Annotated in this window: 17 protein-coding genes; 11 read left to right on the top strand and 6 right to left on the bottom strand. The window is 72.6% G+C overall.

What is annotated here, in order from left to right; translation table 11 throughout:
* Positions 1-14: 14 nt before the first annotated feature.
* Positions 15-680: a bifunctional DNA primase/polymerase gene (locus AB0A61_RS23610; protein WP_361295465.1), complete on the bottom strand. Its 666-nt coding sequence runs from the start codon at positions 678-680 to the stop codon at positions 15-17.
* Between the two features lie 318 nt (positions 681-998).
* Here AB0A61_RS23610 and AB0A61_RS23605 point away from each other — a divergent pair, with 318 nt between their 5' ends.
* A complete protein-coding gene (locus AB0A61_RS23605; protein WP_361295462.1) occupies positions 999-2,384 on the top strand; it encodes a transcriptional regulator in 1,386 nt (461 codons plus the stop codon).
* A 201-nt stretch (positions 2,385-2,585) separates the two neighbouring features.
* On the top strand, positions 2,586-4,439 hold the full coding sequence (locus tag AB0A61_RS23600; RefSeq protein ID WP_361295455.1) for a hypothetical protein: 1,854 nt from the start codon (positions 2,586-2,588) through the stop codon (positions 4,437-4,439).
* Between the two features lie 71 nt (positions 4,440-4,510).
* On the opposite strand, the gene AB0A61_RS23595 is transcribed toward AB0A61_RS23600, so the two are convergent.
* Positions 4,511-5,821 (bottom strand): ABC transporter substrate-binding protein, encoded by a 1,311-nt coding sequence (locus AB0A61_RS23595; protein ID WP_361295452.1) that lies wholly within the window; start codon positions 5,819-5,821, stop codon positions 4,511-4,513.
* Positions 5,822-5,938: 117 nt separating this feature from the next.
* Here AB0A61_RS23595 and AB0A61_RS23590 point away from each other — a divergent pair, with 117 nt between their 5' ends.
* Both AB0A61_RS23590 and purU read left to right on the top strand, forming a co-directional pair.
* A complete protein-coding gene (locus AB0A61_RS23590) occupies positions 5,939-6,439 on the top strand; it encodes a hypothetical protein (protein WP_361295449.1) in 501 nt (166 codons plus the stop codon).
* A gap of 68 nt (positions 6,440-6,507) precedes the next feature.
* Positions 6,508-7,389 carry a formyltetrahydrofolate deformylase gene (gene purU / locus AB0A61_RS23585; RefSeq protein ID WP_361295446.1) on the top strand — a complete coding sequence of 294 codons (882 nt, stop codon included), beginning with the start codon at positions 6,508-6,510 and terminating at the stop codon, positions 7,387-7,389.
* A gap of 299 nt (positions 7,390-7,688) precedes the next feature.
* Here the strand turns inward: purU and AB0A61_RS23580 are convergent, their stop codons facing one another.
* Entirely contained in the window at positions 7,689-9,125 is a 1,437-nt protein-coding gene (locus tag AB0A61_RS23580; protein ID WP_361295443.1) for a zf-HC2 domain-containing protein, read from the bottom strand.
* Positions 9,122-9,703 carry a sigma factor gene (locus AB0A61_RS23575; protein ID WP_361295440.1) on the bottom strand — a complete coding sequence of 194 codons (582 nt, stop codon included), beginning with the start codon at positions 9,701-9,703 and terminating at the stop codon, positions 9,122-9,124. Before AB0A61_RS23575 ends, AB0A61_RS23580 begins: the two co-directional genes overlap by 4 nt.
* 383 nt (positions 9,704-10,086) lie before the next feature.
* Between AB0A61_RS23575 and AB0A61_RS23570 the strand changes: the two genes are divergently transcribed.
* Positions 10,087-10,455 (top strand): STAS domain-containing protein, encoded by a 369-nt coding sequence (locus tag AB0A61_RS23570; RefSeq protein ID WP_361295437.1) that lies wholly within the window; start codon positions 10,087-10,089, stop codon positions 10,453-10,455.
* A 254-nt stretch (positions 10,456-10,709) separates the two neighbouring features.
* Positions 10,710-11,222 (top strand): EF-hand domain-containing protein, encoded by a 513-nt coding sequence (locus AB0A61_RS23565; protein ID WP_361295798.1) that lies wholly within the window; start codon positions 10,710-10,712, stop codon positions 11,220-11,222.
* Here the strand turns inward: AB0A61_RS23565 and AB0A61_RS23560 are convergent.
* Complete coding sequence (locus AB0A61_RS23560; RefSeq protein ID WP_361295434.1) at positions 11,201-12,709, bottom strand: AMP-binding protein; 1,509 nt, start codon at positions 12,707-12,709, stop codon at positions 11,201-11,203. The two genes, AB0A61_RS23565 and AB0A61_RS23560, sit on opposite strands and share 22 nt — an antisense overlap.
* A gap of 144 nt (positions 12,710-12,853) precedes the next feature.
* On the opposite strand from AB0A61_RS23560, the gene AB0A61_RS23555 reads away from it, so the two are divergent.
* From AB0A61_RS23555 to AB0A61_RS23540, 4 genes are all read left to right on the top strand, one after another.
* On the top strand, positions 12,854-14,059 hold the full coding sequence (locus AB0A61_RS23555; RefSeq protein WP_361295431.1) for an amidohydrolase family protein: 1,206 nt from the start codon (positions 12,854-12,856) through the stop codon (positions 14,057-14,059).
* A gap of 8 nt (positions 14,060-14,067) precedes the next feature.
* Positions 14,068-15,201 carry an acyl-CoA dehydrogenase family protein gene (locus AB0A61_RS23550; RefSeq protein WP_361295428.1) on the top strand — a complete coding sequence of 378 codons (1,134 nt, stop codon included), beginning with the start codon at positions 14,068-14,070 and terminating at the stop codon, positions 15,199-15,201.
* 8 nt (positions 15,202-15,209) lie between these two features.
* Positions 15,210-16,169: an acyl-CoA dehydrogenase family protein gene (locus AB0A61_RS23545; protein WP_361295425.1), complete on the top strand. Its 960-nt coding sequence runs from the start codon at positions 15,210-15,212 to the stop codon at positions 16,167-16,169.
* 508 nt (positions 16,170-16,677) lie between these two features.
* Positions 16,678-17,148, top strand: coding sequence for an ATP-binding protein (locus AB0A61_RS23540; protein ID WP_361295795.1), 471 nt, complete (start codon positions 16,678-16,680; stop codon positions 17,146-17,148).
* Positions 17,149-17,606: 458 nt separating this feature from the next.
* Here the strand turns inward: AB0A61_RS23540 and AB0A61_RS23535 are convergent, their stop codons facing one another.
* A complete protein-coding gene (locus AB0A61_RS23535) occupies positions 17,607-18,533 on the bottom strand; it encodes a cyclase family protein (protein ID WP_361295422.1) in 927 nt (308 codons plus the stop codon).
* Between the two features lie 86 nt (positions 18,534-18,619).
* Between AB0A61_RS23535 and AB0A61_RS23530 the strand changes: the two genes are divergently transcribed.
* On the top strand, positions 18,620-19,531 hold the full coding sequence (locus AB0A61_RS23530) for an SDR family oxidoreductase (RefSeq protein ID WP_361295419.1): 912 nt from the start codon (positions 18,620-18,622) through the stop codon (positions 19,529-19,531).
* Positions 19,532-19,718: the final 187 nt, after the last annotated feature.

The following is a 19,718-nucleotide window of genomic DNA, read 5'->3' as shown; positions in this document are numbered from 1 at the left end:
CGGCTGCGCGGCGGCTACCGCTCCCGCCCGCACGCGTAGGCCAGCGGCGAGAGCAGCTCCTCCGCGTCCGGCAGCCACCGGTTCGCCGGAGTCGGCCGGCACGCCCACTGCACCGCCCCCCGCGCCCCGAACCGCGTGGGCGGAGCGGCCACGTACGAACCCTCTCCCAGTGCTACCAGGTCAAGAGACGCGGGTGACCACCCCAGCTTCCGCACCAGGTCCGGCACCTTCACGGTCGCCCCGGGCAGGACGAAGAACTGCATCCGCCGGTCCGGTGTCAGGGTCACCGGCCCGAGCATGAGCTCCATCCGCTGCATCCGGGCCAGCGCGAGAAAGCCGGCCGTCTCCGGGACGGAAAGCGCGTCGAAGGTACGGCCGGTGGGCAGCAGGATCGACGCCGTCGGCTGCTTCTGCCACATCCGGCGCGCGACGGTCGCACTGCCGGTCGCCTGGGTCGCCCAGTCGTCGCGCGCCGGATGCGCCCCGGGCACGGCGCACGCGGCATCTCCGCAGGAGCAGCGCTGCACCCCGTCGACGGCTTCCAGCCAGGTGCCGGGGAACACGTCCCAGTGGCGTTCCTCGGCGTAGCGAACTGCGGTCTCCGGCAGCGAGTCACCGCGCTGCTGGGGAATCTGACCGGCAATCTGTGCGGTTTCGGTGCCCGGGATCGTCTCTTCCACGTTCCACTCAACTCCCGCACCCACCTGGAGTTACGGGCGTAGCGCGCGCGGGGGAGGAGCATCGATTCCTCACCTGGGGCGCATGGATGCACGTGTGGGGGCGCGCAGGAGGATCGACGGCGGGCGGTGGGTAGATCCGTGGAGGGGTGGCTTTCACCTTTACCGGCAATCCTCGCATGCCTCGCATTTTCCTCATGTTCGCGGGGCATCGATCTTCACGGGGCCGGATCCTTTCGCCGGGACGCGGAGAGGTGCGGTCAGGGAAGAGTCGTCAACTCGGTGCGTGGGCAGGCACCGCAGCCACAGGGGGTTTACGCCATGGCCGCAAGGCCTCTCGTCGCGCGGCAGCCGAACGAACGGCTGCAGGCGCTCATCCAGGAAGCGGGCTGCTCGAACGCCGGGCTCGCCCGCCGGGTCAACATGTGCGGCGCCGAACACGGCCTCGACCTGCGCTACGACAAGACGTCCGTGGCCCGCTGGCTGCGTGGCCAGCAGCCACGGGGCCGCGCCCCGGCGATCATCGCGGAGGCCCTCGGCCGCAAGCTCGGCCGTACGGTCACGATCGACGAGATCGGCATGGCCAACGGCAAGAACCTCGCCTCCGGAGTGGGCCTGCAGTTCTCGCCGACCGTGCTGGGCGCCATCGAGCAGGTCTGCGAGCTGTGGCGCAGCGACGTCGGACGCCGGGACTTCCTGTCCGGCTCGTCCGTCGCCGCGTCGGCGCTGGTCGAGCCGAGCCGCGACTGGCTGATCTCCGCGCCGGACGCGCAGGTGGCCCGCACGGCGGGGCCGCGGGTGGGCCAGTCCGACGTGGCGGCCGTACGGGCGATGACCCAGGCGCTGACGGACCTCGACCACCAGTACGGCAGCGGGCATGTGCGTCCGGTGGTCGTGCACTACCTCAACAGTGTCGTCTCCGGGCTGCTGGCCGGGTCCTACCGCGAGGCGGTGGGCCGCGAACTGTTCTCCGCGGTCGCACGGTTGACCGAGCTCGCCGGGTACATGGCCGTCGACACCGGGCAGCCCGGCCTTGCCCAGCGCTACTACATCCAGGCGCTGCGGCTCGCCCAGGCGGCCGGGGACCGCGGATACGGCGGCTATGTGCTCGCCGCCTCCATGAGCCACCTCGCCGCACAGCTCGGGAACCCGCGGGAGATCGCGCAGTTGGCGCGGGCGGCGCAGGAGGGGGCGCGGGGGCGCGTGACCCCACGGGCGGAGGCGATGTTCCATGCGGCCGAGGCGCGCGGGCACGCCCTGATGGGAGACGCGCGGGCGGCCCAGCTGGCCTCCGGGCGGGCGGTGAGCGCGCTGGAGGCCGCCGATCCGTGCTCGGCGGACGACCCGGCCTGGATCGCGCACTTCGACGGGGCCTACCTCGCCGACGAACTGGCGCACTGCCACCGGGACCTGGGGCAGGCGGAGGCGGCGGCGCGGCACGCGGAGGAGTCGCTGGCCGGGCATCCGCCGTCGCGGGCGCGCCGCAGGGCCATCGGATATGTGCTGCTCGCCACCGCGCAGGTGCAGCAGCGCGAGATCGAACAGGCCTGTCACACCGGGCTGAAGGCGGTGGAACTCCTCCAGACGCTGCGCTCGAACCGGGGCGCGGAGTATCTGGAGGACTTCCAGCAGCGCCTGGACCCGTACCGGGAGGAGCCGGTGGTGCGGGAATTCGGGGCGCGCCTGGAGCTCCAGGCGGCGGCGTGAACGCGCGGTTCATCCCCGCGTGAACCTGGGGGAAACGACCGCCGGGCGTGCAGGCGCGGGCATAGACAGCGCACGGCGGGCGGGTTTTGTTACTGCGGTCACAGGGAAGAAGATCGCGCCCTGTGCTGCGTGGCACCGGGCTCGGGGGACCCGGTAGCGTGAGCCGACGATTCCGAAAGTCCCCCATTCGTAGGAGTCCCGGTGACGCAGAGTGGACAGGGCGAGGAGCCCTCGGCGCGGCCCGCGCACGAAGGCATCGTGCTGCCCTCGGACGGTGGTGAGCCCCTGCTGCCGGGCATGACGGGTGAAGCGGGCGGCCCGCCGCCCGCGCAGCCGGCCCCGGCCTCGGCTCCGGCCGGCGGCCAGGCGTGGGGCCAGCCGTGGGGGCCCGGCCCGCAGCAGGCCCCGCCCGCGCCGCAGGACCAGGGCTGGCAGGCACCGCCCGCCCAGCCCTGGGCCTCCGAGGGGTACCAGCAGCCGCAGCAGGCAGCGTGGGGCACCCAGGGCGCGGGCGCCTCGGAACCCCCGCACCAGGCGGGTGCCGGCCCGCTGCCGCCTGAGGGCGCGGCTCCGGCGTCGGGCCATGGCCGGCAGGGCGCGGCTCCGGCTCCGTCGCACGGGCCGCAGGGCGCAGCTGCAGCGCCGTCGTACGGCCGGCAGGGCGCCGCTCCGGCACCGTCCCACGGCCGGCAGGGCGCTGCTGCGTCGGCTCATGGCGAGCAGGGCGCCGCTCCCGCGCCGTTCCACGGCCGGCAGGGCCCGGCGGCCCAGCAGCCGTACTCCGCGACCGGTCAGGCGGCCGCCCCGCTGCCGCCCGCCGGTGCCGACCTCGGTACCGGCCCCTACGGCTCTGCGGCCGGGCAGCCCGCCCCGTACGCGGCTGCCGGTCCGGGTGCCCCCGGCGCCCTGCCCCCGGCCGAGGAGGGTGCCACCCAGTACCTGCCGCCGGCCGGGGCCGCCCCCGGAAACGAAGGGGCCACCCAGTACCTGCCGCCCGTCGCCGCGGCGGCGTCGGCGGACGAGGGCGCCACGCAGTACATACCGCCGGTGACGGCGGGGGCGCCGCCGCACGAGGCGCCGGGCGACCAGTCGACCCGGTTCCTGGGCCGGGTGCCGCACGGCGGGCCGGGCCCGCTGCCGCCCGCCGGCGGCCATCCGGACGCCGAGGCCACGCAGTACATCGCTCCGGTGGACGCGCAGTCCGCGGGTGCGCCGCCGCACGGCGCGGGACCCGGTGGCGCCGGTGTACGGCAGACGCCCGCCGAGTTCGACAACCTCTTCCGCGGCGGGCCCGGCGGCGGTGTTCCGGGCGGCTCGACCCAGCAGCTGCCGCGCGTCGAGCCGTCGCACTCCGCCCAGCCGTCGTTCCTGCCGCCGCGCGCAGGCTCGTACGACGGGCCGGACGACGACGGCGGACGGGGCAAGCGCTCGCGGTTGCCGGTGATCGCCGCCGTCGGTGTCGGTCTGGTCGTGCTGGGCGTCGGCGCGGGTGCCCTGCTCAGCGGTGGCAATGGCTCGGGCGGCGGGAGCGGCGACAAGAACCAGAACGTCGCCGCCTCCTCGGCGGCCCCCGACGGCTCCTCCTCGGCGGCGGCCGACCCGGCGCGGCAGCAGGCGGTCGCGCTGGACAAGCTGCTCGCCGACAGCGGCAGCAGCCGCGCTTCCGTGATCAAGGCGGTGGCCGACGTCAAGGGCTGTGACAACCCCGACAAGGCGGCCTCCGACCTGCGCGACGCGGCCAAGCAGCGCAACGACCTGGTGACCAGCCTGGGGCAGCTGTCCGTCGACAAGCTGCCGGGTCACGCCGAGCTGACCGCCGCCCTCAACGGCGCGTGGAAGGCGTCCGCGTCGGCCGACGACCACTACGCGGCCTGGGCCGACCAGACCGGCGGCAAGAGGGGCTGCAAGAAGGGCCACGCCCGTGTCACCGGCGAGGCCCAGGCCGGCAACCGCGCGAGCGGCGTCGCCAGCGCCCAGAAGGCCAAGGCCGCGCAGCTGTGGAACGCGATCGCGCAGACGTACGGCCTCACCCAGCGCCAGCCGACCCAGCTCTGACCGGGCTCCGGGGGCCGGCCGCGACCGGCCCCCGGAGGGCGGGTGCGAGGGCGCGGCCCCGGTGCCGGACGTCAGGACACGTCCGCGTCCTCCAGGGTCTTCGTCACGTCGACGAAGCCGTTCGTGGCCGACTCCAGCCGGCCCTGCCGTACGACCTGGAGGGTCACGTCGGCGTTGACCAGACGGGGGAAGCCGACCGAGGCGAGCAGGTCCTGGAAGCGCCAGTGCAGCCGCGGGGTCAGGCCGCCCGTGGCGACCTCGAGCCCGCCGTCGAGGGTCCGCCGTACGGTGTCGGCGGTCACCTCGCCGCTGCCGATCTTCTCCAGTACGGCGCTGAGCACGGTGTAGGCGATCCACGTCGTCTGCACTCCGGCGTCCGCGGGGTCGATGCGGTTGTCGCCGAAGGCCTCCTCGTTGATCACCTTCTTCATCTCTCCCCAGCGCGGGTCGCCCGCGGCCGGGTACCAGCCGGTGATGTAGGCCCCCTCGTAGGGACCCGACTGGCCGCCGCTCGTGTCGATCACGGTCTGGTCGACGTCGCCGAGCACGGCGGCGGTCCGCACCGGCCGGTAGCCCTCGCGGTCGCGCCGGAAGGAGTCCATGAAGATGTCCGTGCGTTCCCCGAGGGCGGGTACCACGCAGCCCTTCTTCGCCGGGTCGGTCGTCGCCTGCTGCAGCGCCCGGTCCGACTGGCTCGAGTACTCGGTGGCGTCCTCGGCCGCCCGCTGGTCGCGCGCCGGCTCGTGCTTGCCCGCCTTGAGACCGGCGTCGAGCAGGCTGGGCAGCTCGTCGCCCGCGATGGTGTCGGGCCTGACGAGCGCCACCGGACCGCACTCCGATGCGAGTTCCCTGCCGAGGCCGGCCAGCAGGACCGGCTGGCCCCCGTTGACGGGATAGGACAGGGCGCGGGTGAACTCGGCGCTGGTGACCCCGTAGCCGCCTATGTACGGGATGCCCGCGCCCTCCAGCGGCGGGAAGAAGGCGTCGCTGTACTGGCTGTAGGAGCCGACGACGGCGACGACCCCCTCCTTGACGGCCTGCCGGGCGCACTTGCCGGCCGCCACGCTGTCGTTGCTCTCGTTGCAGGTCACGACGTCGAGCTTGCGGCCGTCGATGCCGCCGTGGGCGTTGACCCAGCGGGCGTACGCCCGCGCCATGGCGGGCATGCCGGGCTTGTTGGTCGCCCGGGTGTTCTCCGGCGCCCAGGTCATGACCTTGACGGTGTCGTCCCCGGAGCCCCCCGTGGCACCGGGGATGACACCGCATCCGGCGGCGAGCGACGCACACGCCACCAGAGCGCCCGCGGACAGCACGGTCTTTCTTGTGACGGGCCCGGTGGAGCTGGGGAGGAAAGTGCTGCGGGTGCGTCGCCTGCCGGTCATGCACACACACGATTCCGTCACACCACTAACCAGAGAGTGACCCATGGTCAACGAAAGGTGACCTGAAGGTGAATTACGGGGGCCGGTGAGGCTGCTGGGGCGGGGAACGTACGATCGATGACCGTGCAAGGTTCGGAGAACTCTTCCCGTCGCGGCCGTCGCTCATCCACCATGGGCGGCATGCCCCTGAATGACATGCCGTGGTGGCGCTGGCGCAGCAACGTGCGCTCGGCGCTGCACATGCTCTCCGACCCGGTGTTCCAGCGGGACGTCTGGCTGGCCGGTGTGGAGGGATACGGCGACGTCACGGACGCCGTGTACCGCCTGGTCGAGGACACCTGGCTGGACAGCTGGTCCGCCGAGAAGTACGTCGGCACGATCTTCCGGGACTCCCAGGAGGCCGCGCTGGTCGACACGGCCGTGCTGCGCGTGCTGCGCATCATGCACCAGGTCGGCCCGGACGCGCCGGTGTCGGCCTACGTCGACCACCACGCCTGGCCGGAGGCGGTGCGGGCGGCGCGGGACGCGCACCTGCGCCTCGCGGCGAGTGACGGGGAGGACCCCGACGCCCCGCCGCGGAGCCTGGAGGTGCTGCGGATCATGACGCGGTCCGCGTAGCGCGCTCCGGCGGTCCGCTTCCCGGACGGCCCCCCGCGGGCCCGGCGGGGCATGAGACCCTGTCGTCCATGAGCGAGCAGTCCTCCCGAGCCACGACCAAGGGCGACCAGTACGTCCTGACCATTGCCTGCCCCGACAAGCAGGGCATTGTGCATGCCGTGTCGAGCTACCTGTTCATGACCGGGTGCAACATCGAGGACAGCCAGCAGTTCGGCGACCACGACACCGGACTGTTCTTCATGCGCGTCCACTTCTCGGCCGAGACTCCGGCCACGGTGGACAAGCTGCGCGCCAGCTTCGCGGCGGTCGGTGACTCCTTCCAGATGGACTGGCAGATCCACCGGGCCGAGGAGAAGATGCGCATCGTGCTCATGGTCAGCAAGTTCGGGCACTGCCTGAACGACCTGCTCTTCCGCGCCAGTATCGGCGCCCTGCCGGTGGAGATCGCGGCGGTGGTGTCCAATCACACCGACTTCGCCGAGCTGGTGGCGTCGTACGACATCCCCTTCCACCACATCCCGGTGACCAAGGACACCAAGCCGGAGGCCGAGGCGCGGCTGCTGGAGCTCGTGCGGGAGGAGAACGTCGAACTGGTCGTCCTCGCCCGCTACATGCAGGTGCTGTCGGACGACCTGTGCAAGCAGCTCAGCGGCCGGATCATCAACATCCACCATTCCTTCCTGCCGAGCTTCAAGGGCGCCAAGCCGTACCACCAGGCACATGCGCGGGGCGTGAAGCTGATCGGCGCGACGGCCCACTATGTGACGGCCGACCTCGACGAGGGCCCGATCATCGAGCAGGAGGTCGAGCGGGTGGGCCACGGCGTCACGCCGGACCAGCTGGTCGCGATCGGCCGGGACGTGGAGTGCCAGGCGCTGGCGCGCGCGGTCAAGTGGCACGCGGAGCGCAGGATCCTGCTGAACGGACGGCGGACGGTCGTCTTCGCGTAGGGCCGGTCGGTCTCGCGTACGGCTTCGTGTGGGGCCGGTGGGCGTCGCGTACGGCTTCGTGTGGGGCCGGTCGGTCTCGCGTACGGCTTCGCGTGGGGCCGGTCGGTCTCGCGTACGGCTTCGTGTGGGGCTGGTCGGTCCTGCGTACGGCTTCGCGTAGGGCCGGTGAGTCTCGCGTACGGCTTCGTGTGGGGCTGGTCGGTCTCGCGTACGGCTTCGCGCGGGGCCGGTGGGCGTCGCGTACGGCTTCGTGTGGGGCCGGTGAGTCTCGCGTACGGCTTCGTGTGGGGCGGTGGGTGTCACATGCGGCTCAGCGACGCCGCCGCGTACAGCACGTCCCTGATCGCCTCCCGGTCCCCGGCCTGACCGGCCGCCGCCTCCCGCGGCGAGACGTGGCCCGCCGCCAGCCGGCAGAACTCCACGCCGTCCAGCGCCACATGGGCCACCTCGTGCTCCGCCGAGCCCACCGCGCCGGGTGAGTCCAGCGGGATCAGCCACTCGCCGCCGCCCAGCCCCTCGATCTCCAGCCGCAGGCTGCGCCCGGGCTCGCCCGCCGGGACGAGATGCCGGGCCCGGCCGGGCGAGGCCAGCCCGGCGCGGCGGCGTGCGGCGAGCACGCTCGGCAGCATCCGGGCCGCCAGGTCGAGCATCCCGTGCAGATGGCGCGGGGCCGGCGGCTCGTACGGATAGTCGACCGCCTCGGCGATGTCCTCCGCGTGCACCCAGCACTCGAAGGCCCGGTCGAGCATGGCGTCGCGCAGCGGCAGCTCGAACTCGCCGTAGGACACCGGAAGTTTCCCCGAGGTGCCGCCGGTGAAGGACACCGTCCGCACGAGGGCGTGCGTCTGCTCCCGCCAGAGCGGCCGTACGGACCGGGTGGGCGGGAAGTGCGAGGCGCGCCAGTACGCCTCGGTGCGCGCCGCCGGGTTCCGGCCCTCGGCGGCGACGTCCCCGAGCGGGTCGTCCAGCCCGAGCGCCCCCGCGACCAGTCCGTCCACGCTCAGCAGGTGGGCGATGACCCCGGCGACGGTCGTACGCCGGTCTGCGCTCTTTGCGTTCTCGCCGTCGAACCAGCGCAGCCGCACCGGCGCGTGCCACTCGGCGTCCCCTATGTCCTGCAGCAGCGCGTCGAGCCGCGCGGTCTCGGCGTCGTAGGGGTCCGCCCAGTCGGGCACCGGGATGCGCGGCGGCCGCCGGTCCAGGCAGTGCTCCAGAACCCGGGTGCGCAGGCTCGGATCCAGGTCGAGGCTGTCGGGCCGGTGGAGCAGACCGACGGCCTCCCTCAGGCGCAGCGCCTCGTCCGCGCAGCCGCCGCACTCGCCGAGGTGCTCCTCGACGGCCGCGGTCTCCTCCGGTGAGCAGGCGGCCAGCGCCCACGCACCGAGGAGCGACTTCAGGACGTGGTGCTCCAGCACGAGGGGCGCCGGCCTTCCGGCCGGCGCTTCGACCCGCGGTGGGGGTTCGTCCAGGTCCTCCAGCGCGGGCAGCGGTCGTCCGGTGTCCTCGACCGAGGCGCGGGGCATCGGTATGCGGGGCGGCCGGGCCGGGTCGCGACCGTCCCGGCCCGGCGGACCGCCGGGCCCGCCGGGTCCGCGGGGTCCGGCACTTGAACCGGCATCCGTACCGGAGCCGGAGTCGGCACCGGAGGTGCCGTGGCCGTCGTTCTCCGCGGGGTGCTCCTTCTCGTCGTGTCCGCCGTGCTCGTCGTACGCCTCGAACCCGCTCGCTCCGCTCACGCCGCACCCCCGTATCCGGGTGGTGCCCCCGGGGCTCCGGTCTCGTGGGCGGTGGAGAGCAGTTGGAGGCCGAGGCGGAGCCGGCGGCGGGCCTCGTCCTCGGTGACGTCGAGGTCGACGGCGGTCTGGCGGTAGTCGCGGCGCTGGAAGTAGGCCAGCTCCAGGGCGGCCCGCAGTGGCGTGGGCATGGAGTGGACGATGTAGTCGGCCCGGGCGGCGACCGAGGCGCGGCGCACCTTGCGCTCCAGCTCCTCGGCGGAGCCCTGGCCGCCGCGGGCCAGCGCGGCGGTCTCGGTGGTACGCAGCCGCTGCACGGCGAGCCGGTGGGTCAGGCCGGCGACCCAGGCACGCAGGGGCCCCTCCCTCGGGTCGTAGGCGTCGGGGTGTTCCCACACGTGGGCGAAGACCTCGCGGGTGATGCCGTCGGCGGCCCGCTCGTCCCCGAGGACGCGGTGGGCGAGGCCGTGCACGAGCGAGGCGAAACGGTCGTAGAGCTCGCCGAGGGCGGCCGCCTCTCCGCGTGCGAGCCGCTGTTGCATCTTGCGGTCCCAGCGGGGCGGTGCGTCCTTCTTCGCCATGCGGCCCCCTCTGCGCCTGTTCGTGCCGTGCTTCTGTCCCGGTCTGTCCTGTCCAGCGTCCGCCGGCCGTCTCCTCGAATGTAGTCGGCACGTCTGACAGCGCACGCCCCTTTGTGGCAATGTGCGCCCCCCGACGAGCCGCCGGTGGTAGAGGGCGAGGCCCTGGGCGGCTGGCGCTTTCCGTCTCGCCTACCCCTGCACTTTCCGACCAACTCCGATCGAACACGATCGAAGGTGACTGAAACAAGTCCTTGAGTGATCGGTATCGGTTTGTCGCGCGGTGTTTCAGGGAACGGCCGCTGGGCAGCCGCGCGGAAAGAAGCGTAGGAACTGCTTCCGTTCTGAGCGGTTCCGGGGAAGTTCCGGCGAGCGGAGGGCGGGCCGTGGCGTTCAAGGTGACCGATGACGAACAGGGCGAGTGGAGCGTGCTCCAGGTCTCGGGCGAACTGGATCTGGTGTCGTCGCCGGTCCTGCGCCAGCGGGTGCACGAGGTGGTGGCCCAGGGCCACCACCATCTGGTCCTGGACCTCTCGGAGGTCTTCTTCTGCGACTCCAGCGGCGTCGGCGTCCTGATAGCCGCCCGCCGCCTGATCCGCTCCTGCCAGGGCCGCCTGCGCCTGATCCTGCCGGCCCGCGGCGCCGTCGACGGCTCCCACGTCAACCGCGTGCTCGGCGCCCTCGGGATCCGCCGCCTGTTCGACGTCTACCCGGACCTCGCGGCGGCGGTGGACGACGAACCACTGTCCGCCTGACCCGGACCGCACACCGGCGCGGCAGACGCGCGCCGTTCACCACCGTGCGCCGCACCACAGCACGCGGTTCACCACGGCACGCGGCGCCGCACGCGGTTGACCCCCGCGCGCCGTCCCCGCCCGCCGCCGTGCCACTCAGTTGTCGCAGAATTCCCCCGGTCTTGGCACAACCGTCGATTCCAGTCCGCGGACGGCCCTTCCCGTCGTACGCTCCCTGCCAGATGCACCCCACATGTGAGGCGGCTCTAGAAGAGATGGTCAGCAGCGAGTACGAGCGCAGGATCGGGGCCCGGTTCGCCACCTTCGACCAGGACGGCAACGGCTACATCGACCGCGAGGACTTCAGCGTGGCGGCCAAGGCGCTGCTCGCGGAGTTCGGCACCGCCGCCCGCTCCGACAAGGGACAGGACCTGTACGCCGGTGCCGAGGCCTTCTGGCAGGGCATGGCCGGGATCGCGGACCGGGACGGCGACCAGCGCATCACCCGGGAGGAGTTCGTGGGCGGCGCGGTCAAGCGCCTGCGCGACAACCCGGACCGGTTCGCCGAGATCGCCCGCCCCTTCCTGCACGCCGCCCTGGCCGTCGCGGACGCGGACGGCGACGGCGCCGCCACCGTCGAGGACACCGCGCGTGTGCTCAGGGTCCTCGGGGTGCCGGACGACATCGCCCGGGTGATCGCCGCGGGACTCGACGCCGACGGGGACGGCAACGTGGGGGAGGCGGAGATCGTGCCCGCTTTCGCCCGTTACTTCACCGTGCCCGAATAGCGTTCGCGCAGCTGGTACTTGAGCACCTTCCGGAGTGTCTCGCCCCGCGGGAGGGCGTCCACCACTTCCAGCCGCTCCGGCAGCTTGTGCACCGACAGTCCCTGGGAGCGCAGGAAGGACGTCACCGCGTCCAGGGTCAGTTCCGCGGCCCCGGGGGGCTGCTCCACCACCGCGCACACCAGTTCCCCGCGCTCCGGATCCGGCAGCCCGACCACGGCGGCGTCCCCGACCGCCGGGTGCCGGTGCAGCAGGTCCTCGATCTCCCTGGCCGAGATGTTCTCGCCCTTGCGGATGATGACGTCCTTGCGCCGGCCGGTGAGCACCAGGTGTCCGCCGTCCGTCAGATGTCCCAGGTCACCGGTGCGCAGGAACCCGTCCGCGTCGAACGCCTCGGCGGTCTGTGCCGGGTCCAGATAGCCCCGGCACACGGCCTCCCCGCGCAGCCGGACCTCCCCGTCCACGAGGCGGATCTCCATCCCCTGCGGGGGCCGCCCCTCCGTCGTCGCCAAGTTCTCCGCGCTGTCGTCCGGTGCCCCCATGGTGATCATCGGCACCTCGGTCATGCCGTATCCGTGGGTGAGCTGCACGCCCATCTCGCGGACCACGGCGTGGTGGAGGCCGGGCGGCTTGGGCGCCCCGCCGCCCGCCAGCAGCCGCAGCGTCGGGATCAGCTTCACGCCCGGCTGTTTGCGCTGCTCGGCCAGGAACATGGAGTAGAACGCCGTCGACCCACCGGCGATGGTCACCCCGTGCCGCCGGTATCCGGCCAGCGCCCCGGGCAGCGCGAACTGCTCGAACAGCACCGCCGGGAAGCCGTAGAGCAGCAGCATCACCGTGTAGTCGGGGCCGCCGATGTGCGCGTACGGGAAGGCGATCGAGCCCACGTCGCCGGCCGTCGGGCGCAGCGCGTGGGCCAGGCACGCGCCCCCCGCGATCAGCGAACGGTCGGTGTGCAGCACGCCCTTGGGGTCGGACGTCGTACCCGAGGTCCAGTAGATCCAGCGGACGGTGGTGCCGTCCGCGGGCGGCGGGGGCAGGACCGCGGGATCGCCGTCCGGCAGTGCCTCGTACACCTCGAAGACGCCCTTGGCGCCCAGCCGCCGGGCCAGCTCCGTGTGGTCGAAGCCGCGCCACACCCCGGGCACCGCGAAGAACTCCGCCTTCGCCTCGCGCAGCGCGAAGCCCACCTCGCGGTCCCGGTGGAAGGGGATGACGGGGGTCTGCACGGCACCGAGGCGGGCCAGCGCGAAGGACAGCAGTGCCGTCTCGATCCGGGTGGGCAGCTGCCAGGCGACGACCGTGCCGGCGCGTACGCCCATGCCGTACAGCCCGGCCGCCACCCGCTCGGCGCGGTCGTGGAGCTCGCCGAAGGTCAGGCTCCGGTCGTCCTGCAGGAACACGGGCAGGCCGGGGCTGAGCTCGGCGCGGCGGCTGACGAGCTCCCAGAGCGTGGGTGCGGAACCAAGGGCGTGTGCGGTGTCGTTCACGGCGGTCCCCCTTGTAACTGACGGGGCGTCAGACAATGCGCAGAGCGTAGGGCCGGTCGCCTTGTCGGTCCAGGGGTGCGGGGCTAGCCTGCTTGACAGTCGATCTGACGCACCGTCAGTTCAGTGGTACGGCGGAGGGGACCCATGACCACGAGCGCCTCGGAACTGCCCCGCATCATCAGCGTCGACGACCACGTGATCGAGCCCGCGCACCTCTTCGAGACCTGGCTGCCGAAGAAGTACCGTGACCGCGGTCCCAAGCCGCTCACCGCCGGGATCGGCGAACTCGCCTACGTGGGCGGCAAGTACCAGATCACCATGGATCCGCAGGGCCCTCCCACCGACTGGTGGATCTACGAGGACCTGAAGTTCCCCTACAAGCGCAACATCGCCGCCGTCGGCTTCGACCGCGACGAGATGACGCTGGAGGGCATCACCCGCGAGGAGATGCGGCGCGGCTGCTGGGACCCGGCCGAGCGGCTGAGGGACATGGACCTCAACCACGTCGAGGCCTCCCTGTGCTTTCCGACCTTCCCCCGCTTCTGCGGGCAGACCTTCGCCGAGGCGCACGACAAGGAGGTCGCGCTGGCCTGCGTGCGCGCCTACAACGACTGGATGGTCGAGGAGTGGTGCGGCGACAGCGGCGGCCGGCTCGTCCCCCTGTGCCTGATCCCGCTGTGGGACGTCGGGCTGGCGGTCGAGGAGATCAGGCGCAACGCGGCCCGCGGGGTGAAGGCGGTGACCTTCTCCGAGATCCCCACCCACCTCGGGCTGCCCTCGATCCACTCCGGCCACTGGGACCCCTTCTTCGCCGTCTGCCAGGACACCGGCACGGTCGTCAACATGCACATCGGCAGCAGCTCCCAGATGCCGGCCGCGTCCCCGGACGCGCCCCCCGCCGTCCAGGCCTCGCTCTCCTTCAACAACGCGATGGCCTCGATGATGGACTTCCTGTTCAGCGGGGTGCTGGTGAGGTTCCCGCGGCTCAAGCTCGCCTACTCCGAGGGACAGATGGGCTGGATCCCGTACGCCTTGGAGCGCGCCGACGACGTGTGGGAGGAGCACCGGGCCTGGGGCGGGGTGCGGGAGACGATCCCGCAGCCGCCGTCGACGTACTACTACCGGCAGGTCTTCTGCTGCTTCTTCCGCGACCGGCACGGCGTCGCCTCGCTCGACGTGGTCGGCCGCGACAACGCCACCTTCGAGACCGACTACCCGCACGTCGACTCGACCTTCCCGCACACCAGGGAGGTCGCCCTCGACCATGTGAAGGGCCTGGACGACGAGACGGTCTACAAGCTGATGCGGGGCAACGCGATCCGCATGCTGGACCTGGACTTCGACCGGTAGCCCCGCCCATGGACCTGTCGTACACGCCCGAGGAGGAGGAGTTCCGGGCACGGCTGCGGGCGTGGCTGGCGAAGACGCTGCCGAGCCTGCCGCCCAAGCCGTCCCCCGACGACTGGCCGGGGCGCCGGGCCTACGACCTCGGCTGGCAGCGGATGCTCTACGACGCCGGGTACGCCGACGTCCACTGGGACGCCTCACCGACCATGCGGCTGATCTTCCTGGAGGAGACGGAGCAGGCCGGGGCGCCCTATGTGGGCGCCAACTTCGTCGGACTGCTGCACGCCGGGCCGACCATCGCCGCAGAGGGCACCGCCGGCCAGCGGGCGCGCTGGCTGCCGCCGATCCTGCGCGGCGACGAGGTGTGGTGCCAGGGGTTCAGCGAACCGGACGCCGGCTCCGACCTCGGGGCACTGCGCACGCGCGCCTGGCGGGACGGCGACGACTACGTGGTGAGCGGCTCCAAGATCTGGACCTCGCACGCCGAAGTCGCCGACTGGTGCGAGCTGTTGGTGCGCACCGGCCCCACGGCGCCCAAGCACCGGGGCATCACCTGGCTGGCCATGCCGATGGGCGCGCCGGGCATCACGGTGCGGCCGCTGCGCACGCTCGCCGGGTCGGCGGAGTTCGCCGAGGTGTTCCTCGACGAGGTGCGGGTGCCGGTGGCCAACCGGGTCGGGGCGGAGAACGACGGCTGGCGGGTGACCATGGTGACGCTCTCCTTCGAGCGGGGTACGGCCTTCGTCGGCGAGGTCGTGGCCTGCCGCCGTGTGCTGGGCGACCTCGCGGGCCGGGCGCGGAAGAACGGCACCTGGGACGACCCCGCCCTGCGGCGGCGGCTGGGCAGGCTGAACGCCGAGTTCCGTGCGCTGTGGCGGCTGACGCAGTGGAACGTGAGCGAGGCCGAGGCGACGGGGGGCGTTCCCGGCACCGGCGGATCGGTCTTCAAGCTGCGGTACTCGCTCGCGCGCCAGGAGCTGTACGACGCGGCGGCCGAGGTGCTGGGCCAGGACTCCCTCGACCTGGACCGGCCCTGGGTCCTCGGCCGGCTCTCCTCCCTGTCGTACACCATCGCCGCCGGCACCTCGCAGATCCAGCGCAACATCGTGGCCGAGCGCGTCCTAGGTCTGCCGAAGGGGCGGTGAGCTGCCGTATGCGGTTCCAACTCACCGGCGAACAGCGGGCCTTGCGGGAGGCGACACGGCAGCTGCTGGAGCGCCGGTTCGACGCGGGGGCGCTGCGGGCGGCCGCCGCGGAGCCGGGTCTGGACCGGGTGCTGTGGCGGGAGCTCGGGGCGGCGGGTGTCTTCGCGCTGCGGCTGCCGGAGGCGGAGGGCGGGGTCGGACTCGGTCTGCCCGAGGCCGTGTTGGTGTTCGAGGAGATGGGCCGGGCGCTGCTGCCGGGCCCGGTGCTGGCCACCCACCTCGCCGCCGGGAGCGTGCCCGGCGCGGCCACCGGGGAGGTGGTCGTGACGTCCGTCGACGGCGCCCTGGTGGAGTGGCTGGCGGAGGCGGACGTCGTGCTCGGCGACGCCGTCGGCGCCGTACCGCTGCGGTCGGTTGACCCGCTGACGCCCCTGCACCGGGTGCGGGCGTCCGGACCGGAGGGGCCGGACGGTCTGGACAGGCAGGGTGATACAGACAGGCCGGACGATCCGGAGGGGCCGGACGATCCCGAGGGGCCGGACGGGCCCGACCCGGTGGCCGTCCTGCTCACCGCCGCCGAGCAGCTCGGCACGGCCACGCGCGCCTGCGAGCTCGCCGTGCAACACGCCCGGACGCGGGAACAGTTCGGGCGGCCGATCGGAGCCTTCCAGGCGGTGCAGCACCTGTGCGCGGACATGCTGGTCCGCGCGGAAACGGCCCGCGCCGCGGTGTACGCCGCCGCGGTCACCGGCGACATCCCCGACATCGCGGCGGCGCGGCTCCTCGCCGACGAGGCCGCCGTGCGCGGGGTGCGCGACTGCCTCCAGGTGTACGGCGGCATGGGCTTCACCTGGGAGACCGAGGTGCAGCTGCACCTGAAGCGAACGTGGGTGCGGGCCCACCGTGGTGGCGGGATTACACAGAGTGAGGAGCTGCTCGCCCGCGATCTCCTGGGCCCCGGGCGGTGAAAGGCCGCTGGGCTGCGGCGACGGCGAGCGGCGCGCCGGGATGTCACGGATCGTGGCATACCGGAACTACGGAGCGTTGATATCTGGTTGTGTCCTAGGTGTGACTCGTCACGTCCTGGAGTCGCCGTCCGGCTCGGGTACCTTGTGTGCAATGCGAGTGGTTCCGAGCACGAGCCATCCCGGTGCCGCCCCTGCCGTGGGGCCGGCTCGGGCGGTGCGCCCCGCTGTTTGCAGGGCCAGGACGCCCTCCGCGCCCGTCTGTTCGACCCCCCGGGACGAGCGTCGCACAGTATGCCGCACGAGTACTCCTTCTCGCGGGAATATGCCTGAAGCGCTTGTCGCGGTGACAGTACGTCAACCATGCTTGCTGGTAAGGGAGTCACGGTCCGTGACCCTTGCTCTGGCCGTTGTTCTGGCCATGCAGAAAATGGCTACGATCGTGGCCCTCGCCCGGTGCGGGGTCATGTGTCCGCCGGTTCGGATGGTGTGAGCGGTGCAGGTGCTTCAAGTGCAGCTGGAGATCCGGCCCGACCCCGCGGAGGTGGGTCGAGCCCGGAAGTGGGCCCGCTCCCGGCTTGCCGGGTCGGGGATAGAGGCCGACGAGGCGCTCGCCGAGACCCTGATCCTGCTCGTCTCCGAACTGGTGACCAACGCCGTGGTGCACACCGGCTGTCCGGCGGTGCTCCGGCTGTCGCTGCCCGGTGCGGCGGCGGAGGCGGCCACCGTGCGCCTGGAGGTCGCCGACAACAGCACGCGGGCTCCCGTACCCCGCTGCGTGGGTGACGACGCCACCGGTGGCCGCGGCCTCGCCCTCGTCGACGGCCTCGCGGACCGCTGGGGCTGGAGCCTGGAGGGCGCGGGCAAACGCATCTGGTGCGAACTGGACCGCTGTGCGTCCGCCGCGCGAGCGGCGGCACCCGCCGCCTACGGCACGTGCGACACGGCGGCGTACGAGGGTCTGACGTACGAGGCGGTGTAGGCCGGGGTGCGGCCGCCCGGAGCATGGTTGCAGAAGTCGCTGTTCCGCATCGGTCCGAAGCAGGCTGTGCGCCGGGGGATGCTTCCGTGCGCGCCCATGATGAATCCGGCATAACGGGTAAATCGCAGCGCTGGTGTTGACGGCTCGTGTCCGTGTGATCACGCTTGGGATCAGCGATTCGCCGCGAGGGGACGACGAGGGTCCGGTTGACGGAGGCCCTCGACGAGTGTGAGTCGTGAGGTCGGCGTCCGCCGGTCCCTTTCAGGGCCGAGGGGGTGGGGTCGGTGCGCCGGAGTCGGATGGCGGCGCGCGATGCCGTGCTCGGGGCGGGCATGGGCGCGCCGCCAGCCGGGTACGCCCGACGGTCCGGCCGCTGACGGCAAACGCGCCTTCGCCGACAGGGCCTGGCGTACGGGGCCCGGCGGGCAGGGCCTGGCGACGGGGCCCGGCGGCAGGGTCTAGAGAACGGCCACCGGAGCGACGGGTGTTCCCGTGGCGCCGACGAACGGTTCTGGCATCGCCGACAGCAGGAATGTGTAGCGGCCCTCTTCTCCACAGGCTGTGGACAACTCTTCGAGGTTCCAGTTCTGGCCCTGGGGCATTCCCATCTCCACCAGGTCCAGGGCGTGCACCGGAAGCCACAAGTCCTCGATCTCCGGCGGAAATACCTCGAAGGTGAGCGTGTCGTTGGCCACGGCCGCGACGTCGCGCGTGTGGAACCACTCCGGCGTGCGCACCGAGAGGCCCGGCGACGGATGGCCGTAGCCGTGCGGGTCGCCCGCGAGATACACCTGCACCTGCCCGGTCCGCACCAGCACGATGTCCCCGGCGCGCACCCGGGTGCCGGCCAGGTCCTCGGCGGCCTCAAGGTCCTCGGTGGTGACCGCGTGCCCGCCGTCGAGCCGGTCGACGCCCCGCGCGCGGGCGACGTCGAGCAGCACCCCGCGCGAGACGATGTGCCGGGCCTTGTCGATGCCGCAGAGCGCGGCGCCGCCGTGCGCGGTGACGGAGCCTGCGGGGCGGCCGTTGTAGAGCCTGCCCGAGTGCGAGACATGGGCCGGCGCGTCCCAGTGGGTGGCCGCCTGCAGTCCCATGGTCACAACGTCGTCGCTGCACGCGACCGTCCCCGGTCCGAAGAGCTCCTGGTTGATCTGCACCATCACGTGCAACGGGTTGACCCGGCCCGGAATCACGCCGGTCTGCACGCCGTCCTGCTTCAGGGGCAGGGCGAGCGGTACCCGCCGCCCGCTGCGCACCTGGGCGGCGGCCTCGCGTACCACCTCGTCGGTGATCAGGTTGAGGGTGCCGATCTCGTCGTCGGCTCCCCAACGGCCCCAGTTGTTCACGCGCTTGGCGATGTCGTGGAACTCCTCCGGCAGTGGCATCTCGGTCCTTCCCGGGGCTTGTCCGCGGCCGTCCGCCCGGACATAGAATCTAACGGTCCGTCAGAAACCACGGGAAGGGGCCGGGTGTGGGGAACTTCTTGGCAGACAAGGTCGTCGCCGTGACGGGCGCCGGACGCGGCATCGGACGGGCCGTCGCCCTCGCCGCGGCCGCCGAGGGCGCCCATGTCGTCGTCAACGACTACGGCGTGTCCGTCGACGGCGCCGCACCGGCCGACGAGGTCGCCGAGGCGGTGGTCAAGGAGATCGAAGCGGCGGGCGGGGACGCGGTCGCGGTCGCCGACGACGTCTCCACGATGGCCGGGGGACAGCGGATCGTCGATACGGCCCTGAGGTCGTACGGACGGCTGGACGGCGCCGTGTGCGTGGCCGGGATCCTGCGTGAACGGATGCTCTTCAACATGGCCGAGGAGGAGTGGGACCCGGTGCTCGCCACCCATCTCAAGGGCACGTTCACGGTGTTCCGGGCGGCGTCGGCGGTGATGCGGCAGCAGCGCTCGGGCACCCTGATCGGTTTCACCAGCGGCAACCACCAGGGCTCCGTCTCGCAGGCCAACTACAGCGCGGCGAAAGGCGGGATCATCTCGCTGGTGCGCAGCGCCGCGCTCGGCCTGCACAAGTACGGTGTGACCGCCAACGCGGTGGCCCCGGTGGCCCGGACCAGGATGTCGGTGAACGTCCCGATGGAGCTGAAGGAGATCGGCGACCCCGAGGACGTGGCGGCCCTGGTGGTCTACCTGCTGTCGGACCGCGCGAAGGAGCAGCGCATCACCGGCCAGGTCTACACGGTCGCCGGCCCCAAGATCGCGGTCTGGGCGCAGCCGAGAGAACTGCGGGCGGCCTACGCGGAGGGCTCCTGGACCCCCGAGCGCATCGCCGACCTCCTGCCGGGCACGGTGGGCACGGACCCCATGCCGCTGCTGGAACAGCTGGAGTCGATGGAGAGGGCGGCGCGGGGCGGGCTGCGGCCGAACGCCTGAGAGCTCGGGGGCGTTTGCGCTGTGGCGGCTGCGGGTTCGGCGTGGCTGGTCGCGCCCGCGGTCCTGGGGGCGCGGACGTCGGCCGGTGATTGGGCGGGCTGCGGCCGAACGCCTGAGAGCTCGGGGGCGTTTGCGCTGTGGCGGCTGCGGGTTCGGCGTGGCTGGTCGCGCCCGCGGTCCTGGGGGC

Origin of the sequence: Streptomyces sp. NPDC046197 (assembly GCF_040646295.1) — a bacterium.
Lineage (GTDB): Bacteria > Actinomycetota > Actinomycetes > Streptomycetales > Streptomycetaceae > Streptomyces.
Note: the sequence above shows the minus strand (reverse complement) of the source record. Positions and strands in the feature narration are given on the sequence as shown.